The organism is Pseudomonas sp. BIGb0278, assembly GCF_024809895.1.
Taxonomy (GTDB): domain Bacteria; phylum Pseudomonadota; class Gammaproteobacteria; order Pseudomonadales; family Pseudomonadaceae; genus Aquipseudomonas; species Aquipseudomonas shirazensis.
On record NZ_JANUEL010000002.1, the window covers coordinates 253572 to 266280 of the forward strand.

At 64.9% G+C, this 12709-nt stretch carries 11 protein-coding genes; 5 read left to right on the forward strand and 6 right to left on the reverse strand.

What is annotated here, in order from left to right:
- Positions 1 to 31 precede the first annotated feature (31 nt).
- Genes M2396_RS09885 through M2396_RS09910 form a run of 6 tightly spaced genes read right to left on the reverse strand, consistent with a single transcriptional unit; the run spans position 32 to position 8886 of the window.
- Positions 32 to 493, reverse strand: coding sequence for a chemotaxis protein CheW (locus M2396_RS09885; RefSeq protein ID WP_103435779.1), 462 nt, complete (start codon positions 491 to 493; stop codon positions 32 to 34).
- Entirely contained in the window at positions 486 to 5447 is a 4962-nt protein-coding gene (locus M2396_RS09890; RefSeq protein ID WP_259074500.1) for an Hpt domain-containing protein, read from the reverse strand. Before M2396_RS09890 ends, M2396_RS09885 begins: the two co-directional genes overlap by 8 nt.
- A gap of 10 nt (positions 5448 to 5457) precedes the next feature.
- Positions 5458 to 7518 (reverse strand): methyl-accepting chemotaxis protein, encoded by a 2061-nt coding sequence (locus M2396_RS09895; RefSeq protein WP_101315734.1) that lies wholly within the window; start codon positions 7516 to 7518, stop codon positions 5458 to 5460.
- A 10-nt stretch (positions 7519 to 7528) separates the two neighbouring features.
- Entirely contained in the window at positions 7529 to 8077 is a 549-nt protein-coding gene (locus M2396_RS09900; protein ID WP_259074502.1) for a chemotaxis protein CheW, read from the reverse strand.
- A complete protein-coding gene (gene pilH, locus M2396_RS09905; protein ID WP_101322927.1) occupies positions 8074 to 8439 on the reverse strand; it encodes a twitching motility response regulator PilH in 366 nt (121 codons plus the stop codon). The genes M2396_RS09900 and pilH overlap by 4 nt, the downstream gene beginning before the upstream one ends.
- 45 nt (positions 8440 to 8484) lie before the next feature.
- A complete protein-coding gene (locus tag M2396_RS09910; RefSeq protein WP_101315730.1) occupies positions 8485 to 8886 on the reverse strand; it encodes a PleD family two-component system response regulator in 402 nt (133 codons plus the stop codon).
- A 236-nt stretch (positions 8887 to 9122) separates the two neighbouring features.
- Here M2396_RS09910 and gshB point away from each other — a divergent pair, with 236 nt between their 5' ends.
- The 5 genes from gshB to pyrR all read left to right on the forward strand — a co-directional run bounded on the left by gshB (position 9123) and on the right by pyrR (position 12701).
- On the forward strand, positions 9123 to 10076 hold the full coding sequence (gshB, locus tag M2396_RS09915; RefSeq protein WP_150571194.1) for a glutathione synthase: 954 nt from the start codon (positions 9123 to 9125) through the stop codon (positions 10074 to 10076).
- An 85-nt stretch (positions 10077 to 10161) separates the two neighbouring features.
- Positions 10162 to 11061, forward strand: a complete 900-nt coding sequence (locus M2396_RS09920; protein ID WP_101315726.1) for an energy transducer TonB — start codon at positions 10162 to 10164, stop codon at positions 11059 to 11061.
- A gap of 69 nt (positions 11062 to 11130) precedes the next feature.
- A complete protein-coding gene (locus M2396_RS09925; protein WP_101315724.1) occupies positions 11131 to 11700 on the forward strand; it encodes a YqgE/AlgH family protein in 570 nt (189 codons plus the stop codon).
- Positions 11700 to 12131: a Holliday junction resolvase RuvX gene (ruvX, locus tag M2396_RS09930; RefSeq protein ID WP_101315722.1), complete on the forward strand. Its 432-nt coding sequence runs from the start codon at positions 11700 to 11702 to the stop codon at positions 12129 to 12131. Before M2396_RS09925 ends, ruvX begins: the two co-directional genes overlap by 1 nt.
- 51 nt (positions 12132 to 12182) lie before the next feature.
- On the forward strand, positions 12183 to 12701 hold the full coding sequence (gene pyrR / locus M2396_RS09935; RefSeq protein ID WP_103435772.1) for a bifunctional pyr operon transcriptional regulator/uracil phosphoribosyltransferase PyrR: 519 nt from the start codon (positions 12183 to 12185) through the stop codon (positions 12699 to 12701).
- Positions 12702 to 12709 lie beyond the last annotated feature (8 nt).

Sequence of the window (12709 nt, forward strand, 5' to 3'; positions counted from 1 at the left end):
CAGTCAAAGACCTCCTCGCTAGTTCCGGGTTTCAGCGCAGCGCCGCCTCGCGCACCATCCGCTCCAGCGCGACCAGGTCCGGCACCCGCGCTACTTGCTCGCCTACCTGGACCGCCGCCAGCTCCAGCGCGTTCAACGGCACGTCGACATAATTGAGCTGGCTGTCCAGCTTGCACGCCCGCGGGATGCCCTGCAGCAGCAACGCCAGGTAGCGCAGGCCGGTATCACCCAACGCATTGAGCACGACAATCCGCGCGCGCTCGCCGCACACCGTCTGGCCGCCACAGGCCGCCTCGAAACCAATCAGCGGCAAGCGTTGCTGGCGCCAGTCGAGCCAGCCCAGGTGCCAGTTTGGCTCACCGATCTGACAAGACAACGCACGCTGGCCGATCAACTCTGCCACAGCCACATTCGGCAGAACCAGGGTCCGATCACCTAGGGGCAGCAGCAGGCCGGTCAGGCTGCTGCGTTGGCCGGCGATATGTTCAAGCATGGGTTTGGCTCCAGTGGGCAATGCTTTGCAGCAGCAGCGACTCCTGATACGGCTTGCCCAGGTATTCGTTGACGCCGATGGCCATGGCTCGGTCGCGGTGCTTATGGCCGCTGCGCGAGGTAATCATGATGATCGGCAGGTCCTTCAGGCGCTGGTCCTGACGAATCCGCGTGGCCACTTCAAAGCCATCCATACGGGGCATTTCGATGTCCAGCAGCAGTACGTCAGGCCGATGCTCTGCCAGCAGGGCCATGGCATCAACGCCGTCCTTGGCGGTCAGCACGCTCATGCCGTGGCGCTCGAGCAAGCGGCTGGTGACCTTGCGCACCGTTACCGAATCGTCGACCACCATCACCAACCGTTGCCGAGGCGCGGCCTCGAACTGCCGCTGTTGATGCACATCGCCACTGGGCAGCCGGGCCAGGCGCCGTTGCTGGCCGCGGAGCTGGCCGAGCAGATCGAGAATCAGCACCACCCGACCGTCACCGAGCAAGGTTGCCCCGGACAGCCCCGGCACTGCAGCAAACTGCGGGCCGAGGCTCTTGACCACGATCTCGCGGCTGGGTGACAGGCTGTCGACCTGGATCGCGAACGACGCTTCCTGCGAATGCACCAGGATCACCGGCAGCGGCACGCTCTGGCCAAGCAGGCCAGGCCGGGCAACACCGCTTTGCAGCAACTCGCCCAGGTAGCGCAGCTGGTAGGCGTGGCCGCCATACACGTAGCTCGGCGTATCCAGCTGGTAGCAGGCAGCCAGTTCGCTGGGCGGCACGCGGACGATGCCTTCGATGGTGTTGAGCGGAATGGCGTATTGCTCATCACCCAGGTGGACCATCAAGGCGCGGTTGATCGACACCGTGAATGGCAGTCGGATCTGGAAGCGCGCGCCCTTGCCGGGGCTGGAAGCGATGCTCATGGCGCCGCCGAGCTGCTTGACCTCTTCATGAACAACATCCATGCCCAGCCCGCGGCCGGAAATCTGAGTGATCTTTTCTGCCGTCGAGAAACCGGGGCGGAGGATGAACTGGAGGATTTCGTGGTCGCTCAGGCGCGCGCGCGGATCGAGCAGGCCGCGCTTGATGGCTTTGTCGCGCACCGCCGCGAGCGGCACCCCGGCACCGTCGTCACTCATCTCGATAACGATGTCGGCGCCTTCGTGGAGCAGATTCAGATGGATCGTACCTTGCTCAGGTTTACCGGCAGCCAGGCGCGCCTCGCGCGACTCCAGGCCATGGTCGACGGCGTTGCGCAGCATGTGTTCAAGCGGCGCCACCATGCGCTCCAGCACGCTGCGGTCAAGCTCGCTCTCGGCATTGCCGACCACCAACTCGACCTGCTTGCCGAGTTCGCTGGAGACCTGCCGCACGACACGTTGCAAACGCGGCACCAGGCGCTCGAACGGCACCATCAGGGTAGCGGTAAGGCCCTCCTGCAACTGGCTGTTGACCCGCGCCTGCTGCTGCAGCAGGCCGTGGGCTTCCTGCGCCCCCTGAGCCAGGGTTTCCTTCAGGTCGAGCAGGTCCGAGGCGGATTCGAACAGCGCCCGCGACAGTTGCTGCAACTGTGAATGGCGGTCCATTTCCAGCGGATCGAAATCGTCATAGCTGTCGCTTTCAGCCTGATAACGGCTGGCGCTGCTGGCCTGAGTTTCTATATCCAGGCGCAGCAACTGATCACGCATGCGCTCAAGGGTGGTTTCCATCTCGCTGAGGGCGAACTGGGCGTCGCTGACCTGCTGCTCGATACGGCCGCGGATCAGCGCGTGCTCGCCGGCCAGGTTGCCAAGATCATCGAGCAGCTCGGCATCGACCTTGACCATATCGCCCGGCGCCCGCTCCGGGGCAACCGCTGCCGGTTCAGCGGGCACTGCCGCTTCGCTGGCGATGGCCGGCGCGGCGGCGCTGTCGGTCAACGCCGCGCTGCTGAAGTTGCGGATGTAGTCGATCAGCGCCGTGGCCGCATGCAGCGGCTCGCCCAGGCGCACCGCATCGAGCATGTGCGCCAGGCGGTCGTGGCAGTTCTGCAGCAGGGCAAACAGCGCTGCGGTCGGCGGCAGGCGGCCAGCGGCAAGCAGCTCGTAGAGAAATTCCAGCTCATGGGCGAGGTCGCCGATCGCGGCGATTTCGACCATGCGCGCGCCGCCCTTGAGCGTATGCAGGTCGCGCAGCAGGGTCTCGACCTCGACACTGCTGCGCGGGTCGGCCTGCCAGCGGGCCAGCGCTGCCGCAGAGCTTTCGACGATGTCCGAGCTTTCTTCGAGGAACACCTCGAGTAGCTCCTGATCACCTGGGCTGTCCGCCGCTTCGGCGGGTTCAACAGGCTCTACAGTAGCCGGAGCCTGACTTGGCTCGGGCGGTGCTTCGAGCAGCGCTGGCTGCACTACTTGCGCATATTCGAGGGGCGGCAGCGGCGTGATCCCATCACGGCCGATCAAGCCGGTGCCATCGGGCGCCAGCGCTTGATCGAGCAGTGCGCGCAAACCGTCGACGCACTCGCCGCGCGAGCTGACTTCCTGCCCGGCGGCAATCTCGTCGAGCATGTCGATCAGCACGTCGTGGGCCTGGCGGGCCTGGTTGAAAAAGCGCGTGTCGGCGACCAGGCTGCCCTCTTCCACCGCACCGTACAGATCGAGCAGCGCCTCACAGACCTCGTCCACTTGCCAGAGGTCGGCCAGGTTCGCGCCGTGGCTGAGATTGGTCAGTTCGTCGAGCAGGGTTTCCAGCTCCTGACGCTGCTGCGGTTGCTGCTGCCAGCGCGCCAGCAGCGACTCGGCATCGAGCAGAATGTCCATGCTCTCGGCCAGAAAGCTGGCGATCAGCTGCGGGTCACGCCGACTACGGCGATTGGCCGAGGATTCGTCGTGCAATGCCGCTAACTGAGCATCGACGCCCTGACCAACCTGTTCGATCAACTCGGCGGCGCCGGCGATGGGCGCCAGCGGTGTGCTGTGCAGCTGCGCCAGGCCCAGATGGAACAGCGCGTGGGCGGCTTCCAGCCAGTCGAGTTCGGTCTGTTGCAGGCGCAACTCATGGCTGCGGTATTCCCGCGCGAGCCGATCGAAGGCCGTGGCCAGCTCGGCGATCGGCATCACCCCGGCCATGGCGGCGCTGCCCTTGAGCGTGTGCAGCGCGCGCTGCAAGCTGTCGCTGACCGGCGTGCCATGGCTGTCGGCAGCTAGCAGAAACGCCTCGAGGCTGGCCAGATGGCCTTGCGCCTCGTTACGGAAGATCTCCAGCAACTGCGGATCAAGCCCATCCAGCCCCGCCGCGACAGGGGCTTCGTTGACGGCCAGCGCATGCAACTGGCTGACCAGATGCTCGACCTCGGCCAGCGGCGGCAAATGGCCCACGGCGAAGTCGGCGAGCAGGTCCGGCAGGCGCACGAAAGCCTGCTGCAAGGCGACCAGGCCTTGCCCGGCCAGGCCGACCCGGCCTTCGAGCACCCGGTTGATCAGCCGCTCGGCGCCCCAGGCCAGCTCCGCCAGAGCTTCGGCGCGGACCATGCGGCCGCTGCCCTTGAGCGTGTGCAAAGCCCGGCGCACTTCGATCAGCGCCTCACGCAGGCTGTTGTCGGCACGCCAGCGCAGCCAGTGGCGTTCGATCTCGGGCAGCAGCTCGTTGGCTTCTTCAAGGAATACCTCGCGCAACTCGGCGTCGATTTCCTCGCCTTCATCAGCTAGTGCGCCATGCCCACAGTTCACGCCAAGTGCCGTCAGGCTGGACCTGGCCATGTCGATGAACGGCTGGGCGTCGGCCAGCGGATCAGCCACGCGCCACTGCAAGTAGCATTCGCCGGCACACAACGCATCGGCCAGGTGGGTCAGTTCATCCAGCTGTGGCTCTTCCTCCAGATGCGCAAGCCAGCCCTGCACATAGCCTGCGGCACCGGCAAACAGCTCGGCGGCAGCAGGCAGCATGAGCATCGCCAATGCACCGCGCACTTGCTGCAACAACCCCGGCAAGGCTTGCAGGCGCTGACGTGGCCAGCCCGATTCGAGGCAGTCGCCAATCAGGTCCTTGGCCTGTTGCAGCACCGACACCGCTTCGCTGAGGACCACGTGGCGGATGTGCGCCATGTCCGAGCCGGGCATGCTGCCCTGGCCGCTTTCTTCCAGGGGGCCGACCATACCATTGAGGGTTGCCTCGACGTACAGCAGGGCCCCGGCAACGTCCATCAACAGCGCATCGTCGACGCTCTGCTGATCCTGTGCCAGAGCCTGCAACGCCAGCACCTGATCGATGATGACCCGCCGCGGTTGCTGGAAATTCAACACTGCCAGGGTGTCTGCGACCTGACGCAAGGGCGCGACCAAGGCGTCCAGTTGCTCGCGCGATTGCTCGCCTCGGACAAACTGATCGAGGCAGTCCTTGATCCGCATCAGGTCATCGCACAGCGCCGCCACCACCGAACGCAGGGCGTCGCGGCCCTGGCCAGCCTGTAGTTGCTCGCGCCAGTTGCCCAGCGACAGGTCCAGGTCAGCCAGGTCGGCAGCACCGGCCAGGCGCTGCGCCGCTTCACCCATCAGGCTGCCCTGGGCCAATGGCTCGACACCACGGCACTCACGCAGGCGATTGAGCAACGGCAGCATCACCAGCGGCAGGTCGTGGCGGGCGCCGCGCAGGCGCTCAAGGTAAGGTGGTAGCTGTTCAAGGCCACGGAACATCGCGCCGAGGCAGTCGCCGCGCGGGCTGATCTGGCCGTCGGCCATGGCCCGCCCGAGCAGCTCGAGTTCTTCGGCCAGGCGCGTCGCCCCGCGCAGTTCAAGCATGCGCAGGCAACCGTGGACCAGGTGCAGGTTATCCACATACAGCGCCAGCGTGGCCAGCTCCGTAGGGTCGCCGGCAAACCGCTCAAGCGCCTGCCGGGCCTGGGCCAGGCAATCGAGAATGGGCACCTTGGTCCAGGCCAGGGCGACCGTGTCGTGACGTTCGGGGCTTACTGCTGCCGAGGCCATGGGTTACTCCTCAGCGGGGTTCGGCCGGGGCCGGCAGTGTGAAACCGGAGACCGAGCGGCGCATCTCGCTGGCCATCCGCGCCAGGTGGCGAATGCTGTCGGCGGTGGCGCCGGAGCCGCTTGAGGTCTGCGCGGTAATCTGCTGGATCACAGCCATGGTGTGGGAAATCTGCCCGGCTGAAGAGGTCTGCAGTTGGGCGGCATCGGAAATACTGTGAATCAGCTCGGCGAGGGTCTGCGAGACGCCTTCGATTTCCGCCAGAGCCACCCCGGCATCCTGCGCCAGACGCGCTCCGCGGACTACTTCGGCGGTGGTCTGCTCCATGGAGATGACCGCCTCGTTGGTGTCGGTCTGAATGGTCCGCACCAACGCCTCGATCTGCCGGGTGGCCGACGACGAGCGTTCGGCCAGACGCTGGACTTCGTCGGCAACCACGGCAAAACCGCGGCCGGCTTCACCGGCCAGCGAGGCCTGAATCGCTGCGTTGAGGGCGAGAATGTTGGTCTGTTCGGCAATGTCGTCGATCAGGCTGACGATGTCGCCGATCTCCTGAGACGACTCACCCAGGCGCTTGATCCGTTTGGCGGTGTCCTGGATCTGCTCGCGAATGTTGTCCATGCCGTGGATGGTGTTGTGCACCACCTCGTTGCCTTTGTTGGCGATGGCCACCGAACGCTCGGCGACCTTGGCCGACTCGTAGGCGTGGGCCGACACCCGGTCGATCGACTCGACCATGTCGCCCACCGCCACCGAGGCTTCGCTGATCTGCTCGGCCTGCTGCTCAGAGGCCTTGGCCAGCTGGCGTGCGGTGTTCTGCGTGTCCTGCACGGCGGCGGCAACCTGCAGGGCGCTGTGGTTGATGGTGGTGACCAGGTCACGCAGCTGGTCCACCGAGTAGTTGATCGAGTCGGCGATGGCCCCGGTGAAGTCTTCGGTGACCGACACCGTCACTGTCAGATCGCCGTCGGCCAGCTCCTCGATTTCGTCGAGCAGGCGCATGATTGCCTGCTGGTTGCGCTCGTTCTTTTCCGCGGTTTCGCGCAGCTGGCGATTGGTCGCGCGGACCATCACCGAGCCGATGAGGATGATCGAGGCCAGCGCCAGCAAGCCGAGCACGTAGCCGCCAACGGTATCAAGGGTGCGCCCGTTGGCCAGGTTCTCGAAGCTGTTGGCCAGGTGCGAGGCTTCATCGAGCAGGGTTTGCGACAGGCTGAAAATATTGCTCGCCGCTTCGCGCACGCGGAACAGTTCGGGGGAGGTTTCGAGGATTTCATCGACACTGCCGGAGACAAACTGGAACAGCTCGGCAATCTCCGCCAGTCGCGCGCGGGCATCGGCGTCCTCGACCCGGGTGACCTGGATCGCCGGGTTGCCGCCGAGCATGCCTTCAAGCACCTGACCAAAGCGGCTGGCATCGCGGCCAAAGGCATCGGCCGCCTGCGCTGCCGAGTCATCGCCGGCCAGCACGGTGTTGACCGAACCCAGAATCCGCTCAGCCAGCAACAACTGGCGCTGGGCTACCGCCACTTGCGCGGCGGGGGCACCGCTTTGCAGGAGGATCTCGACCACCTTCTCGTATTCGACCTGCAATTGCGGCACGGTCTCGGCCAGTGTTGCCGCGACCTGGTGCAGCGACAACACGGTCTGTTCACTGGCGAGGATCACGTCGGTGTTCTTGCGCAGCGTCTCCCAGTCCTGGCGCACCGCTTCCATTTCATCGCGGACCTTGGCTGGCGCTGCCGGCAGCGCGGTGGCCTTGTCACCTTCACGCAGGTAGCCCCAGCGCCGCTCGAAGTCGTTGCGCGCATCCGACAGCAGGCGAAACGCCAGGGCCTTGCCGGCAGCGGCCTCGGTAGCGTTCTTGGCGATACGTTGGGACAGCACGCGCAGCTCACCGGCGTGGCCGATGTACTGCTTGTCGTAATTGGACTGGGTATTGAGGTAGGCGAAGTTGGCGAACAGCAGGATGATCGACAGGATCAGCACCACGAACAGCACAGTGATCTGCGCACTGCTGCGCACGCGCGGAGTCACGGCCGGTGGAGTGACGGGGCTGACAGGCTTGTTCACGATCGTTCCTCTACAACGCTACATCAAGAAAACCCGGCGCCTGGGCCAGGGCCAGCGGGCTGAAGATGGCCCAGTTGTGCTCGCGGGCAAAATGGCCATGCACAAACGGCGTCGCCGCCGCCAGCAACGGCTGCGGTGGCGACAGCTCAAGGCTGCTCAGGCTGAAGTGCTGCAACCCCAGCACCTCATCGACCAGCAAGCCGGCAAACAGTGCCTCGTGATCCAGCACCAGCACCCGCCGTTGCTTGCCTGGCGGCAGTGGCCCAAGGCCAAAAAAACTGCTCAGGTCCATCACCGGCAACAGCCGCCCACGCAGGTTGGCCACCCCGCAGACCCACGGCTGCACGCCGGGGACGCGGCTGCTGCGCGGCTCGCGCAAGACTTCGGCGACTTCGACCATGGGCGCCACGAACCACTGTTCGGCAACGCGAAAGCCAATCCCGCTCCACTGTTGCAGCCGGCTGTCCTGCGACGGCTGATCGGCCTCCAGCAGACGGCAGCGGCGATCGATGTCGAGCAGCAGCTCGAACGCAGTCAGCGAGGCGCGGCGGGTGGTCAAATGTCGAGCACCGCTTTCAGCTTGGCCAGCAGCGAGTCTTCATCGACCGGCTTGATGAGAAAATCACGCGCGCCCTGGCGCGCCGCCCAGACCCGATCGGTTTCCTGGTCCTTGGCGGTGATGACGATTACCGGGATGCCGCTGGTAGCGGCGTCCTTGCTCAGCTGGCGAGTTGCCTGAAAGCCGTTGAGGATGGGCATGACGATGTCCATCAGGACCACATCGGGCTTTTCCTGGCGGGCCAGCGCCACGCCGTTGGCGCCGTTGTCGGCCTTGAGCACCTCATGGCCATGCTTTTCCAGGATCGCGGTGAGTTTGTGCAACTCTGTCGGCGAATCATCGACAATCAGAACTCGGGCCATGCTGTTCCCCATTGAAGGAAAGTGCCGCCGCCATGCCAGGCGCGGTCAGGATGCAGGTTGCGCCTGAGCGGCAAATTCCGGCACATGGGCCCGGATCGCCTCAAGCAATTCTTCTTTGCTGAATGGTTTGGTCAAAAATTGATCAGAGCCAACGACGCGGCCGCGGGCTTTGTCGAACAGGCCATCACGCGACGACAGCAGGATCACCGGGGTGTCCTTGAAGGCGCTGTTGTGCTTGATCACGGCGCAGGTCTGGTAACCGTCCAGACGCGGCATCAGCACGTCGACGAAGATGATCCGCGGCCTATGGTCGACAATCTTGGCCAGCGCGTCAAAGCCGTCGCTGGCGGTGATCACTTCACAGCCGACCTCACCCAGCAGCAGCTGCGCAGTGCGGCGGATCGTGCGTGAATCGTCGATCACCATCACCTTCAGGGGTTGTTCCATAATCGCCTACCGACAATGACGTTGCGCCGCACAGTACAAGGTTCACGCGCCCGGAAAAAGCGCTGCGCCAGCGACTGTGCGCATTTACCAGCAGCTTATAGCGTGCAGCTTGAAGCTGCACGCATCCTGACAGCCTTTGCCATCGCCGCCCCCTTGACCGACGGCGCGCGCGGCGCCACCCTGAGCCACTTTATCTATTGCCATCGCGGCCAATTGCCGCCAAGAGGAATTCCCCCATGAGCGTTCGCCTCGGGATTGTCATGGACCCTATCGCGTCCATCTCCTACAAAAAGGACAGTTCGCTGGCCATGCTGCTGGCAGCCCAGGCCCGCGGCTGGACGCTGTTCTACATGGAGCAGCAGGACCTGTACCAGAGCGCAGGCGTGGCGCGGGCGAAGATGCGCCCGCTGCAGGTATTCGCCAATCCCGAGAAGTGGTTCGAGCTGGAGGCTGAAATCGACGCACCGCTGAGCGACCTCAACGTGATCCTGATGCGCAAGGATCCGCCGTTCGACATGGAGTTCGTCTACAGCACCTACCTGCTGGAGCAGGCCGAAGCTGCCGGGGTACTGGTGGTCAATCGCCCGCAGAGCCTGCGCGACTGCAACGAAAAGCTGTTCGCCACGCTGTTCCCGCAGTGCACCCCGCCGACCCTGGTCAGCCGCCGCCCGGACATCATCCGTGCGTTTGCCGCCGAGCATGGCGATGTGATCCTCAAGCCGCTGGACGGCATGGGCGGCACCTCGATCTTCCGCCACCGGGTCGGTGACCCGAACCTGTCGGTGATCCTCGAAACCCTGACCGCGCTTGGCACCCAGCAGATCATGGCGCAAGCCTACCTGCCGGCAATCAAGGACGGCGACAAGCGCATCCTGATGATCGACGGCGAGCCGGTGCCGTACTGCCTGGCACGCATCCCGGCCAGCGGCGAAACCCGTGGCAACCTGGCTGCTGGCGGCCGTGGTGAAGCGCGCGAACTGAGCGAGCGCGACCGCTGGATCGCCGCCCAGGTCGGGCCAACCCTGCGCGAAAAGGGCCTGCTGTTCGTCGGCCTGGACGTGATCGGCGAGCATCTGACCGAAATCAACGTGACCAGCCCGACCTGCATCCGCGAAATCGACAACGCCTACGGCACCCAGATCGGCGTGCAGTTGATGGACGCCATTGATCGCAAGCTGAAGGCGCGCTGACCACCGACGCGAAGCGCAATCGCTCAGTGCGGTATGATGCCGGTCCTTTGACCTGCTGCCCCGCCTGGCGATTGCTGGATACCCGATGACGCTGCCCGCTGACATCCCTGCCGACCTGCTGCCACCCCGCGTTCGCCCGGTGGACCGGCTTGGCTTTACCTTGTTTCTGGCTGCCCTGGTGCACCTGGCGCTGATCCTCGGGGTCGGCTTCACGGTGGTCAAGCCGAGTGAAATCCGCCACACCATGGATATCACCCTGGCAACCTTCAAGAGCGAGAAAGCGCCTGAGAAGGCCGACTTCCAGGCCCAGGACAACCAGCAAGGCAGCGGTACCCTGGACAAGAAAGCGGTGCCCAAGACCACTGAACTGGCGCCGTTTCAGGACAGCAAGATCAACAAGGTCACGCCTCCGCCGGCCGCCAAGCGCGAAACGCCACCCGCTCCGCAGAAGGCCGCAGTCGCCACCACGGCAGCCAAGGCGCAGAAGGTCGAACCCAAGCCCAAGGAAACCAAGGCCCAGCCCAAGCCTCCTGCGGCGACCCCGGAATTTGACAGCTCGCAGCTGTCGAGCCAGATCGCCAGCCTTGAAGCCGAGCTGTCCAACGAGCAGCAGCTGTATGCCAAGCGGCCCAAGATCCATCGTTTGAACGCGGCTTCGACCATGCGCGACAAAGGTGCCTGGTACAAAGAGGAATGGCGCAAGAAGGTCGAGCGGGTCGGCAACCTCAACTACCCCGACGAGGCGCGCCGCCAGCAGATCTACGGCAACCTGCGCATGATGGTTTCGATCAACCGCGATGGCTCGTTGTTCGAGGTGCTGGTGCTGGAGTCGTCCGGCCAACCGCTGCTGGATCAGGCCGCGCAGCGCATCGTTCGCCTTGCCGCGCCGTTCGCGCCGTTTACCGGTGATCTGGCCGAATTCGACCGTTTGGAGATCATTCGTACCTGGCGCTTTGCCCGCGGCGACCGGCTGTCGAGCAACTAAACCGCGTCAGTGGTTTTTTCTCACAGCTTGCAGCTTGAAGCTGGCGTCGCCTGGCGCCACACTACCCCCATGAAAAACCTCACTCCGAGTTACCTCAAGCATCAGTTCCTGATCGCCATGCCGCACATGGCCGATCCGAACTTTGCCCAGACCCTGACCTATATCGTTGAGCACAACGCCAATGGCGCCATGGGCTTGGTGGTCAACCGGCCGCAGGAACTCAACCTGGCAGACATCCTCGAGCAGTTGCGCCCGGACGAAGAACCGCCGTTGAGTACCCTGCAAGTACCGATCTACATCGGCGGGCCGGTACAGACCGACCGCGGCTTCGTTCTGCACAGCAGCGAGCGCAGCTATGAGGCCACCATCGAGCTCGAAGGCCTGTCGCTGTCGACCTCGCAGGATGTGCTGTTTGCCCTGGCCAACGGCGAAGGCCCGGCGCAGAGCCTGATCACCCTCGGTTACGCGGGCTGGGAAGCCGGCCAGCTGGAGGCCGAACTTGCCGACAACGCCTGGCTCAACTGCCCATTCGACCCTGAAATCATCTTCAGCCTGGCCAGCGACCAGCGCCTGAGTGCGGCAGCAGCGTCACTGGGCATCAACCTCAGCCTGCTGACCAGCCAGGCAGGTCACGCCTGATGGCCGAGGTGCGCCTGCTGCTGGGCTTTGACTACGGCACCAAACAGATCGGCGTCGCGGTTGGCCAGGTCATCACCGGCCAGGCCCGCGAGCTGTGCACCCTGCGTGCCCAGGACGGTATTCCGGATTGGGCCCAGGTGGAAAAACTGATCAAGGAATGGAAACCCGACGCCATCGTCGTTGGCCTGCCGCTGAACATGGACGGCACCCCCAGCGAGATGAGCGCCCGCGCGCAGAAGTTCGCCAACCGCCTGCACGGCCGCTATAACCTGCCGGTGCACACCCACGACGAGCGCCTGACCACCTTCGAAGCCAAGGGCGAGCGCATGGCCCGTGGCGGTCAGCGCGGCACCTATCGCGACAACCCGGTCGACGCCATCGCCGCCGCGCTGCTCCTGCAGGGCTGGCTGGAGGCCAATACCGGTCACTGATTCCACCTTTCGCTTTGCCGCCGGGTCTGCCGGCGCCCCGAGGAGCACGCAATGAGCCTACCCAACCCCGCCGAGTTGATCCGGCAGATGGCTGTCGACCTTCGCGCCCACCTGGCCCGCCGCAACATTGCCGAGCCGCGCTTCATCGGCATCCGCACCGGTGGTGTGTGGGTCGCTCAGGCGTTGCAGCAGGAGCTTGCCGACAGCAGCCCGCTGGGCACCCTTGATGTGTCGTTCTATCGCGACGACTTCAGCCAGAACGGCCTGCACCCGCAAGTGCGCCCCTCCGAGCTGCCGTTCGAGGTCGAAGGCCAGCACCTAGTGCTGGTCGATGACGTGCTGATGAGCGGGCGCACCATCCGCGCTGCCCTCAACGAACTGTTCGATTATGGCCGCCCGGCCAGCGTCACCCTGGTGTGCCTGCTCGATCTGGATGCCGGCGAACTGCCGATCCGGCCCAACGTGCTCGGCGCCACGCTGTCACTGGCAGCCCATGAGCGGGTAAAATTGACCGGCCCGGCCCCGCTCGCCCTCGAGCGCCAGGACCTTGCTACCGCTTCCGCCCTTTAAGAGTCCCC

Bases quoted from the DNA above. Each gene is read 5' to 3' on its own strand.
- M2396_RS09885 (WP_103435779.1), bottom strand. From the start codon at position 493: ATGCTTGAACATATCGCCGGCCAACGCAGCAGCCTGACCGGCCTGCTG.
- M2396_RS09890 (WP_259074500.1), bottom strand. From the start codon at position 5,447: ATGGCCTCGGCAGCAGTAAGCCCCGAACGTCACGACACGGTCGCCCTG.
- pilH (WP_101322927.1), bottom strand. From the start codon at position 8,439: ATGGCCCGAGTTCTGATTGTCGATGATTCGCCGACAGAGTTGCACAAA.
- M2396_RS09910 (WP_101315730.1), bottom strand. From the start codon at position 8,886: ATGGAACAACCCCTGAAGGTGATGGTGATCGACGATTCACGCACGATC.
- gshB (WP_150571194.1), top strand. From the start codon at position 9,123: ATGAGCGTTCGCCTCGGGATTGTCATGGACCCTATCGCGTCCATCTCC.
- M2396_RS09920 (WP_101315726.1), top strand. From the start codon at position 10,162: ATGACGCTGCCCGCTGACATCCCTGCCGACCTGCTGCCACCCCGCGTT.
- M2396_RS09925 (WP_101315724.1), top strand. From the start codon at position 11,131: ATGAAAAACCTCACTCCGAGTTACCTCAAGCATCAGTTCCTGATCGCC.
- ruvX (WP_101315722.1), top strand. From the start codon at position 11,700: ATGGCCGAGGTGCGCCTGCTGCTGGGCTTTGACTACGGCACCAAACAG.
- pyrR (WP_103435772.1), top strand. From the start codon at position 12,183: ATGAGCCTACCCAACCCCGCCGAGTTGATCCGGCAGATGGCTGTCGAC.